The sequence below is a fragment of the Oceanobacillus halotolerans genome (assembly GCF_010993955.1).
Lineage (GTDB): Bacteria > Bacillota > Bacilli > Bacillales > Amphibacillaceae > Oceanibacillus_A > Oceanibacillus_A halotolerans.
The window spans coordinates 338,288-358,687 of sequence record NZ_WIXL01000001.1; the positions used below are offsets into that span (position 1 = coordinate 338,288).

Annotated in this window: 15 protein-coding genes and 1 pseudogene; all 16 read left to right on the forward strand. The window is 38.7% G+C overall.

Annotated features, from left to right (window positions below; translation table 11 throughout):
* Positions 1 to 564 precede the first annotated feature (564 nt).
* Positions 565 to 3,801, forward strand: a complete 3,237-nt coding sequence (gene icmF, locus GHC26_RS01530; protein WP_163969476.1) for a fused isobutyryl-CoA mutase/GTPase IcmF — start codon at positions 565 to 567, stop codon at positions 3,799 to 3,801.
* A gap of 668 nt (positions 3,802 to 4,469) precedes the next feature.
* Positions 4,470 to 5,036: a DNA-directed RNA polymerase subunit delta gene (gene rpoE, locus GHC26_RS01535; RefSeq protein ID WP_163969477.1), complete on the forward strand. Its 567-nt coding sequence runs from the start codon at positions 4,470 to 4,472 to the stop codon at positions 5,034 to 5,036.
* Positions 5,037 to 5,479: 443 nt separating this feature from the next.
* Complete coding sequence (locus tag GHC26_RS01540; protein WP_163969478.1) at positions 5,480 to 7,087, forward strand: CTP synthase; 1,608 nt, start codon at positions 5,480 to 5,482, stop codon at positions 7,085 to 7,087.
* Positions 7,088 to 7,890: 803 nt separating this feature from the next.
* The gene (locus tag GHC26_RS01545) at positions 7,891 to 8,262 is read left to right on the forward strand and encodes a response regulator (RefSeq protein WP_163969479.1); all 372 of its coding nucleotides are present in this window, start codon (positions 7,891 to 7,893) and stop codon (positions 8,260 to 8,262) included.
* 134 nt (positions 8,263 to 8,396) lie between these two features.
* The gene (gene fba / locus GHC26_RS01550; protein ID WP_163969480.1) at positions 8,397 to 9,260 is read left to right on the forward strand and encodes a class II fructose-1,6-bisphosphate aldolase; all 864 of its coding nucleotides are present in this window, start codon (positions 8,397 to 8,399) and stop codon (positions 9,258 to 9,260) included.
* A 43-nt stretch (positions 9,261 to 9,303) separates the two neighbouring features.
* Positions 9,304 to 9,948 carry a fructose-6-phosphate aldolase gene (gene fsa, locus GHC26_RS01555; RefSeq protein WP_163969481.1) on the forward strand — a complete coding sequence of 215 codons (645 nt, stop codon included), beginning with the start codon at positions 9,304 to 9,306 and terminating at the stop codon, positions 9,946 to 9,948.
* Positions 9,949 to 10,280: 332 nt separating this feature from the next.
* Complete coding sequence (locus GHC26_RS01560; protein WP_163969482.1) at positions 10,281 to 11,567, forward strand: UDP-N-acetylglucosamine 1-carboxyvinyltransferase; 1,287 nt, start codon at positions 10,281 to 10,283, stop codon at positions 11,565 to 11,567.
* A 172-nt stretch (positions 11,568 to 11,739) separates the two neighbouring features.
* A complete protein-coding gene (gene glpX / locus GHC26_RS01565; protein ID WP_163969483.1) occupies positions 11,740 to 12,708 on the forward strand; it encodes a class II fructose-bisphosphatase in 969 nt (322 codons plus the stop codon).
* A 523-nt stretch (positions 12,709 to 13,231) separates the two neighbouring features.
* Positions 13,232 to 14,515, forward strand: a complete 1,284-nt coding sequence (gene rho / locus GHC26_RS01570) for a transcription termination factor Rho (protein WP_163969484.1) — start codon at positions 13,232 to 13,234, stop codon at positions 14,513 to 14,515.
* A 176-nt stretch (positions 14,516 to 14,691) separates the two neighbouring features.
* Positions 14,692 to 14,937: a type B 50S ribosomal protein L31 gene (locus tag GHC26_RS01575; protein ID WP_163969485.1), complete on the forward strand. Its 246-nt coding sequence runs from the start codon at positions 14,692 to 14,694 to the stop codon at positions 14,935 to 14,937.
* Positions 14,938 to 15,445: 508 nt separating this feature from the next.
* Positions 15,446 to 16,066 (forward strand): thymidine kinase, encoded by a 621-nt coding sequence (locus GHC26_RS01580; RefSeq protein ID WP_163969486.1) that lies wholly within the window; start codon positions 15,446 to 15,448, stop codon positions 16,064 to 16,066.
* 183 nt (positions 16,067 to 16,249) lie between these two features.
* On the forward strand, positions 16,250 to 17,320 hold the full coding sequence (prfA, locus tag GHC26_RS01585; protein WP_163969487.1) for a peptide chain release factor 1: 1,071 nt from the start codon (positions 16,250 to 16,252) through the stop codon (positions 17,318 to 17,320).
* 1 nt (position 17,321) lies between these two features.
* Positions 17,322 to 18,188, forward strand: coding sequence for a peptide chain release factor N(5)-glutamine methyltransferase (gene prmC, locus GHC26_RS01590; protein WP_163969488.1), 867 nt, complete (start codon positions 17,322 to 17,324; stop codon positions 18,186 to 18,188).
* Between the two features lie 417 nt (positions 18,189 to 18,605).
* A complete protein-coding gene (locus GHC26_RS01595; RefSeq protein ID WP_163969489.1) occupies positions 18,606 to 19,151 on the forward strand; it encodes a gluconate 2-dehydrogenase subunit 3 family protein in 546 nt (181 codons plus the stop codon).
* Positions 19,152 to 19,307: 156 nt separating this feature from the next.
* The gene (locus GHC26_RS01600) at positions 19,308 to 19,463 is read left to right on the forward strand and encodes a hypothetical protein (RefSeq protein WP_163969490.1); all 156 of its coding nucleotides are present in this window, start codon (positions 19,308 to 19,310) and stop codon (positions 19,461 to 19,463) included.
* A 355-nt stretch (positions 19,464 to 19,818) separates the two neighbouring features.
* Positions 19,819 to 20,316: pseudogene (locus GHC26_RS16090) on the forward strand (DUF6920 family protein); the annotation flags it as partial.
* Positions 20,317 to 20,400: the final 84 nt, after the last annotated feature.

A 20,400-nucleotide genomic window follows, 5' to 3' on the forward strand; every position in this document is an offset into this window, starting at 1 on the left:
ATAAGTGCGACATCTGTTCAAACTTTACGTTTTCACAGTGTCTTCTTTTCCACAGGGACGGCCTTAGCGTGGTGTTTTTTGCGCGTAATGTAGATTAACTTAAGACCTCGAGGGGTAGGAGCTGGCCGATGAAAACGCCACGTCCTGTGGCTTCATCGGCACTAGGACGTCCTGTCCGTCGAAGCAAGACATCGCGAGCAAAGTACGCTCGCTGTAGGGTCTTCAGACTGTTCCTTTACCTGTAGGAGTCTCGCATCAACAGCTTAGATTAGTTTTCTGTTTTGGTAGAAAGTACTCAACGAAATATTAATTTCGGAGCTATAACTACTTATTAATTAGAAAATCTCCATCAGTGGAGGCAGAATACGTAGACTCCTATGGAAACAACACGTGTCCGAAGACCCCGCAAGAAGCGTTCTGTGCGTCACGGGAGGCTGAGGCCGTGTCCATGGAAAGCGAAGTGTTCTGCCGGAACGGTAAATACGTCACAATTTACATCAACCCCATTTTTAAAGAAACAACATAGAATGTGAAAAGAAAGAATAAAAAACGGGAGGGGTCGTCATGGAACAACCAACGATTTATAAACCGACAAATCCAGTTCGGTTTGTGACGGCATCTAGTTTATTTGATGGACATGATGCGTCAATTAATATTATGCGTCGAATTTTACAAGCAAGTGGAGCAGAAGTGATCCACTTAGGCCATAACCGATCTGTAGAAGAAGTGGTATATGCTGCCATTCAAGAGGATGCACAAGGAATCGCTATTTCTTCCTATCAGGGAGGTCATGTCGAATACTTTAAATATATCATTGATTTGTTAAACGAACTTGGCGCTAGTCACATTAAGGTATATGGCGGTGGTGGTGGCGTTATTATACCACGTGAAATAAAAGAACTAGAAGATTACGGAGTTTCCCGTATCTTCTCCCCTGACCATGGGAGGGAATTAGGCCTTCAAGGGATGATCAATCTTATGTTAGAAGAATGTGATTATCTACCACCATTACAAATAGAAGATGCGAAAGAAGGGCTAGAAAAAGGGGATCGGCAGGCCATTGCACGGTTTATTACGTATATGGAAAATAGCAGAGATGAAAATGAAAAAAGAAATGCAATTCAATCATTGAAAAACTCGTCAAACGATGCACCAGTCATAGGGATAACGGGAACTGGTGGAGCCGGGAAAAGCTCATTAACCGATGAGCTGATACGTCGTTTTATTAATGAAATCCCTGATAAAAAGCTAGCGATTATCTCCATTGATCCGACGAAAAAGAAAACGGGTGGAGCTTTGTTAGGGGACCGTATTCGAATGAATGCTATTTTTCATGATAGAGTCTATATGCGCTCCCTAGCGACTCGGGATTCTAGAAGTGAACTGTCTGAAGCAATACAAGATGTCATTCATGTCGTTCGTGCAGCAGGATTTGACTTTATTATTGTCGAGACAAGTGGAATAGGCCAAGGGGATGCAGCAATTACCGATGTAACAGACTTGTCAATGTATGTGATGACAGCAGAATTTGGCGCACCATCGCAACTAGAAAAAATTGATATGATTGATTTTGCCGATTTTATTGTCATTAATAAATTCGAACAAAAGGGTTCTGAGGACGCACTAAATCAAGTGCGAAAACAATATGAACGAACACATATGCTATTTCATGAAGATAAAACCAAATTCCCAGTTTTTGGTACAATCGCAAGCCAGTTTAATGATGCAGGGACAAATGCACTTTTCGCAGCATTAATCGATACCCTGAAGGAACGATTTGATTGGAAAGAAACAGTCGATTTTGATCGTCATGTTATTGCAGAAAAGCAAAACTTAATCATTACAAACGAACGACGTCATTATTTACGTGAAATAGCTTCCCATGTCCGGAATTATCATAAGAACGCGAGGAACCAAAGTGATATCGCTCGAAAACTCTATCAATTGAAAGGGACTAAAGCGTTAATCGAGGATGAATCAGCGAAAGAAACGATTGATCAAACGTTTGATCAATATAACGAACAATTAGATTCAAAATCACAAAAACTATTAGCTTCTTGGGATGAAACAAAGGAACGCTATGCACAGGATAAGATGTCCTTTAAAATACGTCATAAAGAAATAGAAATGGATATCACGACAGAGTCATTAGCAGGCTTAAAGATTCCGAAAGTAGCCTTTCCAAAATTTGCCGACTGGGGAGATCGTCTACTTTGGATGCTAAAAGAAAATGTGCCTGGTGCCTTTCCATTTACGGCAGGTGTTTTCCCGTTTAAGCGAAAAGGGGAAGATCCAACAAGACAATTTGCTGGGGAAGGAACACCAGAACGGACCAATCGCCGTTTCCATTATTTATCGAAGGATAGTGAAGCAAAGCGTTTATCAACTGCCTTTGATTCCGTTACCCTTTATGGGGAAGACCCAGCCTATCGTCCAGATATTTATGGAAAAGTTGGGGAAAGTGGGGTCAATATTTGTACATTAGAAGATATGAAAAAGCTTTACGATGGCTTTGATTTAACAGATCCGAAAACATCTGTATCGATGACCATTAACGGACCAGCTCCAATTATATTGGCAATGTATTTTAACACAGCCATAGACCAACAAGTGGAGAAATTCAAACAGGAACAAGGTCGTAAGCCTACAGATGAGGAATTTGTTCAATTACGGGATGATACATTAGCTGTCGTTCGTGGGACAGTTCAGGCAGACATTTTAAAAGAGGATCAAGGACAAAATACATGTATTTTCTCAACCGAATTTGCATTACGGATGATGGGAGATATTCAGCAATATTTTATTGATAAAAATGTCCGTAATTATTATTCCGTTTCTATCTCGGGATATCATATCGCGGAAGCTGGAGCGAATCCAATTACGCAATTAGCATTTACATTGGCTAATGGATTTACCTATGTGGAATATTATTTAAGCCGTGGAATGGATGTAAATAAATTTGCACCAAACCTATCATTCTTTTTCTCCAATGGTTTGGATCCAGAATATACGGTTATTGGTCGTGTGGCACGCCGGATTTGGGCAATCACGATGCGGGATAAATATGGTGCAGATGAACGCAGTCAAAAATTAAAATACCATATTCAAACGTCAGGTCGCTCATTACACGCACAAGAAATTGATTTTAATGATATTCGTACAACACTACAGGCATTATTAGCGATCCAAGATAACACGAACTCATTGCATACGAATGCATTTGATGAAGCAATAACGACACCAACAGAAGAATCGGTACGTCGCGCTATGGCGATTCAAATGATTATTAATAAGGAGTTTGGACTAACGAAAAACGAAAACTCCTTACAAGGGTCGTTTATTGTAGAAGAGTTAACCGATTTGGTAGAGGAAGCCGTACTACAGGAATTTGAAAAAATGAATGATCGTGGTGGAGTATTAGGCGCGATGGAACGACAATACCAACGTGGGAAAATTCAAGAGGAATCCTTATACTACGAAGGGAAAAAACATTCTGGGGATCTTCCGATTGTTGGTGTAAATACGTATGTCAATCCTAATCCTCCTTCAGAAGATGAGATTAATGATATGGAATTAGCGCGTGCTACAAAAGAAGAAAAAGAACATCAAATTCAAGAATTGCACAAGTTTCAAGAAGCACATAAAGATGATGTGGCTAGTGCCTTAAGTCGATTGAAAACTGTCGCTGCTTCAGGTGGCAATATTTTCGCAGAATTGATGGAGACCGTAAAAGTAGCAAGCCTCGGTCAAATTACAAATGCACTATATGAAGTAGGTGGCCAGTACCGCCGTAATATGTAATCAAGAAACCTTGAAAAGTTGAGAAAATCGTAATATGGTTTTCTCAACTTTTTGTACATATCGCTAGCATAATGTCTTCACAATTGTTTATAATGTATGGTATGGTTAGGAACAAAAGTGGAAGTGCCCTTACAGGCTAAGAACGCCACGTCAATCGCAACGCCTGTACTAGGATGTACTGTCCGTCGTAGCAGCGAATGGACTGCTTCTTGCCATGCTAGGTGGTTCGATGTTGTCGCGCAAAGCGATGGTCTTAATCGAACATTCCCTCGTAGGAGATAAAGGAAACATGCCCCTTCATAGGGGTACGCCTACGCCTGAACGCCAGTCCGCTTTTTAGTCGGCCTTCCTTAATTTTTTAGGAGTCGATGTTGACTGTATCGGCTAAATAGGTTCACGTCCTGTGGCAGGCACCGATACTAGACCGTCCAAGTCGTCGTACGGAGATGAAGGAAGTCTCACTAGGCGCTGGAGCTGGACGTAGCTGTTTTGGGTTTATCAACATCAACAGCTTATAATTTCCCGGACAGCAAAAAACGTGGAAATAATAGGGTATAGGGAATGATCAGATGTTACATAATCTTGATGTACTGACACGTTCTCATGAACATATGTCATTCTAGGCGTAGTAGCCTTTAAATATTTATGAGTAAAGGGAGTGCGTTACCGTGAGCTTAGAAACTAATAGCCACGAAGATCTACAGCAAAAAGCAATGATCGACTTAGCTTATGAAATTTTGCAGGATGAAAGAAAAGCAATGGACTTTCGAGAAGTATTTGAAAAAGTAGCAGAGATTAAAGGTTTCACTAATGAGCAAAAGGATGCAAATATTGCACAGTTCTATACCGATTTAAATATCAATGGTCACTTCTTAACAAAGGGTTCTAATCTTTGGGGATTAAAAGAATGGTATTCCGTTGAGGATATTGATGAAGAAATTACTGCAGTTCCAAAGAAAAAGAAGAAGAAAAAGAAGAAGAAAAAAGAGGTCGAACCAGAAACATTTGATTATAAAGAAGATGAACTGGATGATGACAAAGATAGCTTGGAAGTGTTAACAGCAGATTTTAAAGATGATAAGGTAGACGATGAGGATGATGTAGATCAATTCAATGACTTAGATGATGATCTAGACGATGGTTTTGACGATGATGAATTTGATGATGAATTTGATGAAGAAGATAACGGTGAAGACACAGACGATGATACGGATGATGACAAGGAAGATAAATAGGAAAAGATTGCTTGACTTTTTAAAATGACATGAGTACAATTTTTATTGGGCTCGTTAAAATTAAACAATAAAAGCGCTCCCCCTGTAATAAACGGGGGAGCGCTTCTTTTTTATTTTTTAGCAGCTAGGAAAGTATAAAATTTTAGCCAAGAAGTGGACTCGACGTAGCTAAAATTTTTACGTGCCAAGTATAAGAAAAACGAACACATTCGCTAAAGGACGAGCGAATGCGAGTTTTTCTAATGTGTTTATGGTCTATAAAAGTGGGGTAACTACTATCATGGGAGATAAAGAAAACTTCCAACGAATACACCCCACTTTTAAGGATAAATCTACTTTGGAATGCAAAACTAAATTAGGAAACCACATTTTATAATTAGCTCCCTTAATTGAACTTATTATTTACTTATATTGGACTTTTAGAAAAGGAAGAGGGATGGATTGTGACCAAGTATATCTTTGTAACAGGTGGAGTTGTTTCATCTTTAGGGAAGGGAATCACGGCAGCATCATTAGGAAGGCTTTTAAAAAACCGTGGTTTGAAAGTAACCATTCAAAAGTTTGATCCGTATATCAATGTGGATCCTGGAACGATGAGTCCGTACCAGCACGGTGAAGTATTTGTAACAGAAGATGGTGCTGAAACCGATTTGGACTTAGGTCATTACGAACGCTTTATTGATATTAATTTAAACAAGTATAGTAACATTACAACAGGTAAAGTATACTCGAGTGTTATCCGAAAAGAGCGTCGTGGTGATTATTTAGGTGGAACTGTCCAAGTTATTCCGCACATTACGAACGAAATTAAAGAACAAGTATTCCGTGCAGGTCAAGCGACAAAAGCAGATGTCGTTATTACAGAAATTGGTGGAACAGTTGGTGATATTGAATCATTACCATTCTTGGAAGCGATTCGCCAGATTAAAAGTGATATTGGGAAGGAACATGTGATGTACCTCCACTGTACATTGGTTCCATTTATTAAAGCAGCAGGTGAAATGAAAACCAAACCAACACAGCATAGTGTAAAAGAATTGCGCTCCTTAGGTATTCAACCAGATGTCATCGTGTTACGAACAGAGCAATCCATTAGCAAAGGTATGAAAGAAAAGATCGCTCTATTTTGTGATATTAACGAGAATGCTGTTATTGAAATGCGTGATGCGGACACACTTTATCAGGTGCCGATCGCGTTACAGGAACAAGGTTTAGACCAATTAACATGCGATCATTTTGGCTTAGCTTGTCAACCCGCAGAAATGGAAGAGTGGGAACAATTAGTCAAGAAAGTACGCAATCTATCGAAGACAATCACAATTGGTCTAGTGGGAAAATATGTTGAATTACCAGATGCATACCTTTCCGTTGTTGAGTCATTAAGACACGCAGGGTTTGTATTTGATTCAGATATTAATATAAAGTGGATTAATGCGGAAAAAATGGAGCCAAACACGATCGAACAAGAATTAAAAGGTGTTGATGGAGTTCTTGTTCCTGGTGGCTTCGGAGATCGTGGTATCGAAGGGAAAATTGAAGCGATTCGTTATGCACGTGAAAACAAGGTACCGTTTTTAGGAATTTGTTTAGGAATGCAATTAGCAACCGTAGAATTTGCACGAAATGTACTAGGGCTGAAGGAAGCTCATTCTGCAGAGTTTGACCCAGATACACCACATCCAATCATTGATCTATTACCAGAGCAAAAACATATTTCTGACATGGGTGGTACCTTACGTTTAGGAATTTACCCTTGTCATTTACAAGAAGGAACCAAAACAAAAGCAGCATATGATGGAGAAGACATGGTAGAGGAACGCCACCGTCATCGTTATGAGTTTAATAATGAATATCGCGATCAGATGACAGAAAAAGGGTTTATTTTTTCAGGAACAAGCCCTGATGGAAGACTTGTGGAAACGATTGAATTAAGTAATCATCCATGGTTTGTGGCAAGTCAATTTCATCCTGAATTTAAATCCCGTCCAACAAGACCACAATCCTTATTCCGTGGATTTATTGGTGCAATTGATGAATTACAACGTAAATAACCTAAGGCTGTTTTCTAAAAATGTTGCTTTTTTAAGAAAAATCTTAATGCATAGTTGAGTCGTAAATTTCCGCTACGGACAGTCGCTTTTACTCATTCAACAAGGGTCGATAGCTTGAATTCGTTCGTTGGATTAGCACTCATCTTAAAAGGATGGAAGTAGTCAAGTTAAAGTTATGACGCATAATATATCAGATGCGATGTTAAATAACAACAAAGAATGCGAAAAGTGCCTAACCTAATAATGAAAACCCGAAATAGGTGATTATACCTCTTTCGGGTTTCTTTATAACGTGTCAGGGGTCAATGAGAGACAAGAACGTGTTGATGCCAAAATGAGTATGCTTGTCGATGCGAAAAAAATAAGTGGAGTTCGCAAAAAGTGAAACGAATGAGCTTCTCAATATATAAAGCACCAAGGAGATTCAGAAAAATGTAAACGAGCATGTTTCTCGATGCAATTATTAACATATGATATCACCAAAATGTGACCGAGTACGTCTTTCGATGTCAAAATTACAAAGAAATCGTAAAAAGTAAATCGAGAACACAGTAAACTTCTAACATCAAGACTGACGATGGTTTGCAATAACTAGTACGAACAAACTTTCGACATAATTAGGTAAAACATATCATTTTTTCTCAAAAATCTACCAATTTTGTTCTTTAAAAAGAAGGATATTTATTCCTACATATAGAAGATAAGTACAAGTGAGAAAGCGAAAAAATACTGATGGCGAATTTCGAGGGGCAGGGGGATTATTTCGAAATTCACCACCAAAACATGGGAGCGGAGATGAGAGAATGGTAAAAGAATTATTAATTGTGGACGATCAACCAGGTATACGACTGTTGTTACAGGATATTTTAACCAGTGAGGGGTATGAAGTTACAGTAGCTACAACTGGCAAGGAAGCATTAGATTACATAATTGATCAAACGTTTGATCTAATTATTTTAGATTATAAGTTGCCAATTCTAGATGGAAAAGAATTATTACAGCAATTGGAAAAAAGGAAAATGACAACACCTGCCATTTTAATGAGTGGTTTAGCAGAAGATATCGATAAGGAAGCACAACAGTTTAGTATGGTACAAGAAGTTTTAGCAAAACCTTTTAATGTAGAAGACATAACAAAGATAGTTAGTCGTCTATTGCAAAAAAATGCTTCCTAATGTAGTTTGACTTTTAACAAAACATTGTAAACTACACTATTGTTGCGACTTCAAAACGTTGTTGGTATTCTTAATTATGTAATGACAACATTATAGGTAGAGAATGAATGTGACATCTAAGAAGGAGGATAACAATGCCATTAGTATCAATGAAAGAAATGCTTGAACTTGGCAAGAAGAACGGATATGCAGTCGGACAATTCAATTTAAATAACTTAGAGTATGTACAAGCAATTTTACAAGCAGCAGAAGAAGAAAAATCTCCAGTAATCCTTGGTGTATCTGAAGGTGCTGGAAAATATATGGGAGGATTTAATGTTGTTGTTGCGATGGTCAAAGAATTAATGGAATCCTATGGTACAACCGTGCCTGTAGCAATTCATCTTGACCATGGCTCAAGCTTTGAAAAATGTGCTGAAGCCATTCATGCTGGATTTACTTCCGTTATGATTGATGCTTCTCATGAACCGTTAGAGGATAATATCGCTCTTACGAAAAAAGTAGTGGAATTAGCACATATTCATGGTGTATCTGTTGAAGCAGAACTTGGTCGTGTTGGTGGTCAAGAAGATGACCTTATTGTGGAAGATGCAGAAGCAGCCTATGCGATCCCGTCTGAATGTGAAAAATTAGTAAACGAAACAAATGTCGATTGCTTTGCACCTGCTTTAGGTTCTGTACATGGTCCATATAAAGGTGAACCAAACCTTGGTTTTGATCGGATGGAAGAAGTGATGAACCTTACAAACATTCCACTTGTTCTACATGGTGGTACTGGTATCCCAACTAAAGATATTCAACGTGCTATTTCACTTGGTACAGCAAAAGTTAATGTAAATACCGAAAACCAAATTGCACAAGCAAAAAAAGTTCGGGAAGTTCTAGCAGAAAAACCAGACCTTTATGATCCTCGTAAATATTTAGGACCAAGTCGTGACGCGATAAAAGAAACAGTTATTGGCAAAATGCGTGAATTTGGTTCCTCCAACAAAGCATAGAGTATACTGGTGTTTTGAAAAGCAAAAGGGAGGAGAGACATAAATGAAATTTTTTATTGATACAGCAAATATTAATGAAATCCGTTCTGCAAATGAACTTGGGATTTTGGCAGGTGTAACAACCAACCCAAGTTTAGTTGCGAAAGAAGGCGTGTCATTTCATGAGCGTTTAAAAGAGATCACAACGGAAGTATCGGGTTCTGTTAGTGCAGAAGTTATTTCAGAAGATGCGGAAGGTATGATTAAAGAAGGAAAGGAACTTGCGGCAATTGCATCAAATATTACGGTGAAAGTTCCGATGACATTAGAAGGCCTAAAGGCAGTTAAGGCATTTAGCGACCTAAATATTAAAACGAATGTCACCTTAATTTTTAATGCCAACCAAGCACTTTTGGCTGCACGAGCAGGCGCAACCTATGTATCTCCATTCCTCGGCCGCCTAGATGATATTGGTCATGATGGGATGGATTTGATTTCAACCATTGCGGAAATTTTTGATCGCCATGGAATCGAAACAGAAATTATTGCTGCTTCAATCCGTCATCCCTTACATGTAATGGATGCAGCTGTGAATGGTGCACATATTGCAACGATTCCATACAAGGTTCTCGGTCAGCTCGTAAAGCACCCATTAACAGATCAAGGCATCGAAAAATTTCTTGCAGATTGGAACAAAAATAATGGATGAAAATGGGAAAAACGTACAAACTAACAATTAAAAGGAATACTAGCTAGTGTGTTAGGACCTTTTAAATGACGATAGATCCGGGTTATGTGTTAAACTCGGTAAAAATAGGTTGAAACATTTTCTTCTAGCGTGTTTTACGATCAACGATACAGACAACTAAGAAAAAGAAATGCGCTTTTTCTTCATGAGGTGACCGGATATCATAGTTTTACTTGTGATGAACGGAACCACACATCATGACATGAATTAAGCGCATTTTCTTAATTGTATCCTAAAGAGTCTGTAACACTGGCAAAGTATCCTACGTCATATAGTAAAGTGGGGTTTTTCTGATGGAAAAGATGTTAATTGAAGGTGGCCATACATTAAATGGAAAAGTTAGAATAAGTGGTGCTAAAAATAGTGCAGTAGCATTACTACCTGCTGCAATTTTGGCAGATTCCGATGTAACAATTGAAGGGTTACCTGAAATCTCTGATGTAAATACACTTGGTGATTTGCTGGAAGAAATTGGCGGGAAGGTAAAACAAGATGGACAAACTGTTCATATTGATCCTTCTCAAATGGTTTCAATGCCACTTCCAAATGGTAAAGTTAAAAAATTGCGTGCCTCTTATTATTTTATGGGAGCAATGTTAGGAAAGTTTAACCAAGCTGTTATCGGACTTCCAGGAGGTTGTAATTTAGGACCTAGACCAATTGATCAGCATATTAAAGGGTTTGAAGCATTAGGTGCTGAGGTAACCAATGAGCAAGGTGCTATTTACATACGGGCAAAGGAACTAGTTGGCACACGTATTTACTTGGATGTTGTTAGTGTTGGTGCGACCATTAATATTATGTTAGCTGCTGTAAAGGCAAAAGGGAAAACCATTATTGAAAATGCCGCTAAAGAACCTGAAATTATTGACGTTGCCACCCTTTTAACGAATATGGGTGCAAAGATAAAAGGCGTTGGAACAGATGTAATTCGCATCGAAGGCGTTGAATCGCTTCATGGATGCAGACATACGATTATTCCTGATCGAATTGAAGCAGGAACGTATGCGATTGCCGCAGCCGCTGCAGGAAATGAAGTGATCATTGATAATGTCATTCCACAACACTTGGAATCAGTACTAGCAAAATTACGGGAAATGGGCGTTGAGATGCAAGCTGCTGATGAACAACTTTTAATCACACCTAAAAACCCATTAAAAAGTGTTGATATTAAAACGTTAGTCTACCCAGGCTTTCCAACAGATTTACAACAACCATTTACTACGCTCCTAACGAAAGCAGAAAATACGGGTGTTGTAACAGATACGATTTATTCTGGAAGATTAAAGCATATTGACGAACTAAGGCGTATGAATGCTATAATAAAGGTTGAAGGTGGATCAGCAATTGTTTCAGGTCCTGTACAGTTAGAAGGAGCACGTGTGACAGCGAATGAATTACGTGCTGGTGCGTCTCTAGTGATTGCAGGCCTAATGGCTAATGGAATAACAGAGATAACAGGTCTTGACCATATTGACCGAGGATATGAAAAGATTACAGAAAAGCTATTGAACCTTGGTGCTAATGTATGGCGAGAAGAGATGACGGACCATGAAATTGAACAATTTCAGAATTCGTAAAGCAGGATGACGATGAAACATGATTCCCATCATAGGAGCACCAGTTTGTTCGTTGGCAATAACTTAAGAATGCATAAATTCATTCAGAGATGTCCAGCTACAACAGCACTTCTAGCTTTTTTAATATATTTTCTTGGGATGAGGATATATTTTCTAAAAGGAGAGGGAATACATGGAGAGAAGCTTAACAATGGAATTAGTACGCGTAACAGAGGCTGCGGCATTGTCTTCAGCTCGTTGGATGGGTAGAGGAAAGAAAGAAGAAGCAGATGATGCAGCAACTTCTGCTATGCGTGATGTGTTTGATACCATCCCAATGAAAGGAACTGTTGTCATTGGTGAGGGAGAAAAAGATGAAGCACCAATGCTATACATTGGAGAAAAACTTGGGACAGGTGTTGGACCAGGTGTAGATGTAGCGGTTGATCCGTTAGAAGGAACTAATATCGTAGCACAAGGTACGTGGAACGCATTAGCAGTCATCGCAATTGCTGATTCAAAGACACTGCTTCATGCACCGGACATGTATATGAAGAAGATAGCGGTTGGTCCTGAAGCAGTTGGGAAAGTAGATATTAATGCATCAACCTATGATAATCTAAAAGCAGTAGCAGATGCGAAACAAAAGGATATAGAAGACCTTCTTGTAACCGTATTAGACCGACCACGTCATAAGGAATTAATTGAAGAAATTCGCCAGGCTGGTGCCAGAATCAAACTAATTCCTGATGGTGATGTCGCAGCATCCATTAATACCGCATTTGATGATACAGGTGTGGATTTACTGCTAGGTGTTGGTGGTGCACCAGAAGGCGTCATATCTGCTGTTGCGCTGAAATGCTTAGGTGGTGAAATTCAAGGAAAGCTCATGCCTCGTAACGATGCAGAAATGGAACGGTGCAAACGCATGGGCATTGAAGATATGGATAAAGTGTACTACATGAATGACCTTTGTAGTGGTGATGATGCCATATTTGCAGCTACAGGTGTAACAGATGGCGAACTACTAAAAGGGGTTCAATTTAAAGGGACGAAAGGAACAACACAAACGGTTGTCATGCGTGCCAAAAGTGGTACAGTTCGTTTTATTGATGGGGAACATAGCTTAAAGAAAAAACCAAATCTTGTTATACAACCGTAGATAAACGTAGATAATAGATAAGGGGAAGCCAACCATCGGCTTCCCTCTATTGCATATCTAGTACCTTCTTAAAAATAGAGTTGAATAATTTATTTAAAAAGGGTATTATGGTAGATGTTTATGATATGTAAAGATTGGGAATTATAGTTTGTAATATAGTTTATAAGCATACTGTTTAATACAACCATATTGTAGCAGCCATTGAATTTGAATGATGGTTGATACAAAACTTCTATTCTAGCTTCTGATCATTCTTCACTTCTTTTAGAAAAAAAGGCTTATTACGATAAAGGCCTCGATTTTCATAGACCATAATATGCTAACCTTTTCTAAAAGTGCAAGAACAGACCTTCCATTTAAGAAGTGAAAATCACTATATTAATCAGATTAAGTATAATTGGCTTTATAGTATTATTATTTAATTTATTTTTTCATAACTTAAAACCTTATATAAAAACAAAAAATTACAGGAAGCGATCTTTACATTGTCGTAAAAGTAAATCAAATAGGCGTGGTGAATTCGATGGCAGAAGAATTAACAATATCTCATTTAGAAAATTTAACATTGAAAGAAATTTATGCTTTAGCAAAAGAGTATAAGGTTAGCTACTATGCAAAGCTAACAAAACGTGAACTTATTTTTTCTATTTTAAAAGCACAGGCTGAAAAAGATGGTTACTTGTTCATGGATGGCATTTTGGAAATTATTCCATCAGAAGGATTTGGATTCTTGCGTCCAATCAATTATTCCCCGAGTGCAGAGGACATCTACATATCGGCGTCACAAATAAGACGGTTTGATTTACGAAATGGTGATAAAGTATCTGGAAAGGTCCGTCCTCCGAAAGAGAATGAGCGTTATTATGGGTTATTACACGTAGACGCTGTAAATGGTGACGATCCAGAGACTTCGAAGGAACGTGTTCATTTTCCTGCCTTAACACCGTTATATCCAGACCGATTAATGAAATTGGAAACAGAATCGAGCAGTTTATCAACAAGAATCATTGATTTAATGGCACCAGTTGGTTTTGGTCAGCGTGGGCTAATTGTGGCCCCTCCAAAAGCGGGGAAAACGATGTTATTGAAAGAAATTGCAAACAGTATTTCCGTGAATCATCCACATGCAAAATTAATAATTTTATTAGTGGACGAGCGTCCAGAAGAAGTGACAGATATTGAACGTTCTGTACATCCAGATGTCGATGTCGTCAGTTCGACATTTGATGAAGTTCCAGAAAGCCATATTAAAGTATCAGAACTTGTTTTGGAACGTGCTATGCGGTTAGTGGAGCATAAACGGGATGTCATTGTGTTAATGGATAGTATCACTCGATTAACACGTGCCTATAACTTAGTTATTCCACCGAGTGGACGTACTTTATCTGGAGGTATTGACCCAGCTGCATTCCACCGTCCAAAACGTTTCTTTGGTGCTGCACGTAATATTGAAGAAGGCGGTAGTTTTACTGTATTAGGTACAGCTCTAGTCGACACAGGATCCCGTATGGATGACGTGATTTATGAAGAGTTTAAAGGAACAGGAAACATGGAACTACACTTAGATCGTAATTTGGCACAGCGTCGAATTTTCCCTGCAATTGATATTCTAAAATCTGGGACACGAAAAGAAGAATTGCTTATTTCCAAAGGTCACCTTGATAAAATGTGGGCAATTCGGAAAACGATGCAAGATTCCCATGACTTCTTAGAACGTTTCTTGAAACGATTGAAAGCAACAAAGGCCAACGAGGAATTCTTCCAACAAATGGAAGAGGAAATGAAGCGTAAAGGTGTCAAACGATAATACTTAAGATATCTAGCTAATTTTGGTTCTCTAAAAATAGAGGGATTCTATTGCAATCAAATGCGTACACTGTTATAATCTCTTTATGTGAGTTTAGATAAGGTAGTTATACCTATTACGGCTCTTACAATAAACTCTGTTTCCAAGGGATTCAGGGCAAAAAGGAGTGGAATAACATGAAAAAGGATATTCATCCAGAATACCGTAAAGTTGTATTTCTTGATACGAGCTCAGACTTCAAATTTTTAAGTGGATCAACACAATCATCTGATGAAACAATTGAATGGGAAGATGGCAACACATACCCATTAATTCGCGTTGAGGTGAGCTCAGCATCACATCCTTTCTACACTGGTAAGCAAAAAGCTGACAAAGTCGGCGGCCGTGTAGACCGATTCAAGAAAAAATATAATATGAAATAAAAAGCTGAGGCGACTGCTTAGCGACGTATGCATTGGACTGATCTGTTCAAGATAAAGGAAAGCCGAAAGTGGTTTTCTTTCGAGCTTGACTTATCGAAGAACAGAGAGGGAAATGTCACACGTCGCTAGGAGCCGAAGCTGGATTGAAATAAAAGGCTGAGGCGACTGCTTAGCTAAGATAAAAAGTTTGTAAAAAAACAGGCAAAACGTCTATATTTTGCCTGTTTTTTTACTTGATAGCTATTAAAGTATAAAACTTTCCTACTGCTTTCTGGCTAACACTGTTATGCCTTGTGACAACGCCAGTACAAGCACGTCCTGTACGTAGTAAGTGCAAATGAGGGTTTTGTCAAAGTATGTTGAAGAAAAGCCAATTTTTCTAAATAGTAGGTCGACCTTTATGGTAATAGTAATGGGTATTAAGTCATTTTAATATAGATATTCAAAATGAAGCTTACGGTTACACTAAGGTACATACCGCAAATCAACGGAAGGGAGATCCCTTGTTATGTATGTCATGAAACAAAGTGGTTGGGTAGAAGTTATATGTGGTAGTATGTTTTCTGGTAAATCTGAAGAATTAATTCGTCGTGTTCGTCGTGCAACCTATGCCAACTTAATGGTACGTGTGTTTAAGCCAGCGATTGATAATCGTTACGCCGGTGACTCTGTCGTTTCTCATAATGGAACTTCTACCGTCGCACAACCAGTAAGATCCTCTAAAGAAATTTCACAATATATCGATGAAGAGGTAGATATTATCGGAGTTGACGAGGCACAGTTTTTTGATGAGGATATTGTATTAGTTGCAGACGAACTCGCGAACAAGGGCATTCGTGTTATTGTAGCTGGATTGGATACGGACTTTCGTGGAGAGCCATTTGGCCCAATGCCTAAGTTAATGGCATTGAGTGAATCTGTAACAAAACTAAATGCAATATGTCCAGTTTGCGGATCTCCTGCAAGTCGAACACAACGTTTAATTAATGGAAAACCCGCATCTTATGATGATCCAGTTATTTTAGTAGGAGCGTCTGAATCCTACGAACCTAGATGTCGGCATCATCACGAAGTGCCAAACAAACCCAGTAGACAACTCATAAAAACCTTATCCGAGGTAACGAACTGAAGAGTACGTGATGTGCTCTTTTTTTGTTATGTGTGAAGGCCCGATCCGCATAGACGGAACACGAGGACAGAACATTAGGCTAAAGTGGCCGTACCCCGCCCGCCACAAACACCAATAGAATTTTGACCTCGACACGTGAGTATACTATAATTAGACTGTTAATCGGAAAAAGAGGTGGCTTTGATGTTAGATCGTTTACAATCATTGGAAGATCGTTATCAAAAACTAAATGAATTGTTAAGTGACCCAGAAGTGATCAATGATACGAATAAATTACGAGAGTATTCTAAAGAACAGGCTGGCCTAGAAGAAGTTGTTCAGGCATATCGTGAATATAAAGACGTTACAACTCAATTAAAAGATGCCAAGGCCATGTATGAAGATGACCTGGATGATGAAATGTATGAAATGGTGAAAGAAGAGATTTCGGAATTAACAGAGCGAGAAACGGAATTAGAAGAACGAATGAAGATTTTACTACTTCCTAAGGATCCAAATGATGATAATAACGTTATTATGGAAATCCGCGGTGCTGCAGGTGGCGATGAAGCAGCCCTATTTGCTGGAGATTTGTATCGAATGTATACGCGTTATGCCGAAAATCAAGGCTGGAAAACGGAAGTCATTGAGGCAAACTCTACAGGGGTTGGTGGCTATAAAGAAATTATCTTTATGATTAATGGAAATGGTGCCTACTCGAAATTGAAGTATGAAAATGGTGCACATCGTGTCCAACGTGTGCCAGAAACAGAATCAGGTGGTCGTATCCATACGTCTACAGCCACTGTGGCGGTTTTGCCAGAAGCAGAAGAGGTTGAAGTGGAAGTTCATGAGAAAGACATTCGTGTTGATACGTTTGCTTCAAGTGGGCCTGGGGGACAAAGTGTTAATACAACGATGTCAGCAGTACGTTTAACACATGAACCAACAGGTATTGTGGTGTCCTGTCAGGATGAAAAGTCACAAATTAAAAACAAAGAAAAAGCGATGAAAGTATTGCGTGCACGCATTTATGATAAATATCAACAAGAAGCACAGGCAGAATATGATGAAAACCGTAAATCTGCTGTTGGAACAGGTGATCGTTCTGAACGTATTCGTACGTATAACTTCCCACAAACACGTGTTACCGATCACCGCATTGGCTTAACGTTGCAAAAACTAGATCAAGTGTTAGAAGGAAAATTAGATGAGTTCATTGATGCATTAACATTAGAAGAACAAGCGAAAAAGCTAGAACAAATTGGTGAATAATATGACAAAAGCGATGAAACAATTTGAAGTCCTCGAGTGGGCTTCTCTTTTTTTACAACAACATAATCGGGAAAGGAATGTAGCTGAAATCCTGTTGCAGCATTTTTTAGGCGTTGATCGTAGTAAATTTTATACAATGATGCGTGAGACCGTTCCAGAGCATATACTTCAGTCTTTTCAACAGGCAATTCAAGAACATGCCGAAACGGGTATTCCCGTACAACATATTATCGGTTATGAAATGTTTTATGGACGGAAGTTTGCGGTAAATGAACAAGTGTTGATTCCTCGCCCAGAAACAGAAGAGCTTGTCGATTATGTTATACAAAACATCCAGCATGACACATCGAAGGAAACGAAAACAATAGTAGACATTGGAACGGGGAGCGGTGTGATTGCCATTACACTCGCATTACAATTACAAAACGTGAGGGTTTATGGAACCGATATTTCAGCCGAAGCGTTGCGTGTTGCAAAACAAAATGGGAAACAGCTTGAAGCGACTATTCAATTTCGCCAAGGCGATTTTCTAAAACCACTAATGGATGAAGGGATAAAGGTTGATTGGGTTATATCAAATCCCCCATATATTGCTTGGGAGGAGGAAATGACATTACAAGATACTGTAAAAAATTTTGATCCATCACTTGCACTCTTTGCAAAAGAAAATGGCCTTTATGCTTATCAACAAATTATTCGTGATCTGCCACATGTATTAAATCATGGTGGAAAAGTAGCATTTGAAATAGGAGAAACACAAGGAGAAGCAGTTCAATCATTACTAAAACAAACGCTGTCAACTAGTACGATCACCATTAAACAAGATATCAATCAAAAAGATCGAATGGTTATCGCACACCTCCCATAAACGTACATTTTTTTGGCTTGTGGCTCTTCTCTAGAACATTTTACTGTTTTAGAAGGTAAGCTTTGTTCTTGAAAGTGCGTCTTAGTGTATTTTTGTTCCGATAACGGATCTCGATGAAATTTCAGGCACCAAAAGGGTTTACCGCTTCTTGAGAGAGGATCTGGAAGCAATTTCCAAGCATTCAAAAGAGATTTTTATCCCGATAATAGGTATCGGTGCAATTTTAAGCAATTAGAAGACATACTGCCCGCGAGAACACTTCTCATCCCACCTTACTAGCATGAACAGCATTGTTATCCGTTTAAAAGATCATCCAAAAGATAGTCTTTTTGTTTACCGTTCCCACAAATTTGTAATAGGGATGAGCCCCCTCCAATAATATGAAAAGTGACGACAATATTTTGAGGGGGAATATAGATGTCTCAGAAAAAATTAAGAAAAGTTTATAACCGAGCTCGTCCTTTGGATGGTAGAGCACATATCTCTTACACATATAATGAGCGGGATGAACTATATAAAAAACGAGCAATTATTGATTCAAGTGTTAACTCCGAGTACAACTTTACGAAAGTACTTCGTGAGGCAGTGGATACAATTTACCCTGGTGCAAAGAAAGCTGGAGTGACAAAATTTATTTTGCAATCTTTACGTACTAACAACAGGCAGTATTTGAACACCTATAAAAAAGGAATGAAACAGGTAGATACATTAGCGAGGAAAGAGTACGGCAAATCGTTTGTCCGTCTTACGTCAGAGAGTAGAAAAACGGTTCTCTACCGCTTTAAGGATACAGCGTTCTTTGCGTTACTAAAGGAACATACGATAAAAGGGATGTTTGCTACCCCAGTATATAGAGCGAAACAAAACATAGGGGAAGAGAAGTTAATCGATTACTTAGATGCGAGGTACCATCCACTTGAGACGCGAGGCCAGAATCAATCCTTGGGACATCACCCTAGATAACAGACTAACTTAGAATAGAAATTATATTTAGGGCCAAATCAAAACTGATTTGGTCCATTTTGCTATGCCCTTTTAAAAGTCAAAGTATTGTACCTTCATTCCGTTATATTTGTGGAAAAAGGTATAACATAAGTAATTTAAAAGGGGGCGTAACAAATGAAAGTATTACTGTTGTTTGTTGTCCTTGTTCACGGAGTAATCCACACCATGGCTTTTTTGAAGGCATTTGATTTAGTTGAATTTAATCAGTTGACACAGTCAATCTCAAAGCCAGTTCGATTGCTCTGGCTCATAACAACGATTTCTTTTTAGTCGTTTTTTTCTTATGGGTATTTAATCATTCGAACTGGTGGATTGTTGCCATTATCACAACCGCTCTCTCACAATATGTTATCATTCTTTCCTGGCAAGATGCGAAGTTCGGTACCATTGCAAACATCATTATGGTTGCAGCGATTATCATTGGAGCAGCAACATGGCATTTTAATGCACAAGTAACGGAAGAAATCAGTCTTTTAGATTCAGACATCATTACTGCAGAGATGCTTTCCCCACTACCCTCCCCAGTGCAGGCTTGGTGAAGTACAATTGGTATTATTGGAAAACCAGCTAGCCATCGTGCAAATTTTGAGTAAACCGGTCAAATGAAACTAAGACCCGATCAAAAAAGTGGTTTCAAGCAGAAGCAGAACAATACGTCACAAAAGATCACCCAGCATTTGTTTGGAAAGACAAGCTTTCCGTACCACTAATAGGCAAAGTGGTTGGCAGGGCCTTTTTCAAGAATGGAAAGGCACATATGCTCATCAAAGTTGCCTCCCTTATTGCGATTGTGAATGTCGGTTTTCAAGAAAAAATCAATTAGTCTACCTTACATTGTTATTTACTAGAGTTACCATGGAATACAACTGCCGGGATAAGCCTTATATCACCTGGAGCTATATAAATGAACACAGCTAAAGCCACTATGTCGTATGAAGGTGTGACACGCTCTGCAATGTATTACTTTGAGGAGAATGGTTATCTTGAAAAAGTGGTGGCTTATCGGTATAAAGACCATGACGACAGGCACAACCAATCAATCGCTTGTACTGGTGAAGTGAAAGAAAATAAACAAATGAACGGATTAACCATCCCAACTCACATGGATGTTTTGTGGGATTAGATAGTGGAACATTCCATTGGTATCAAGTTTCGATTAATAGTATCGCGTATAATCAAAAGTTTATTAAAAAAATAATAGAATACT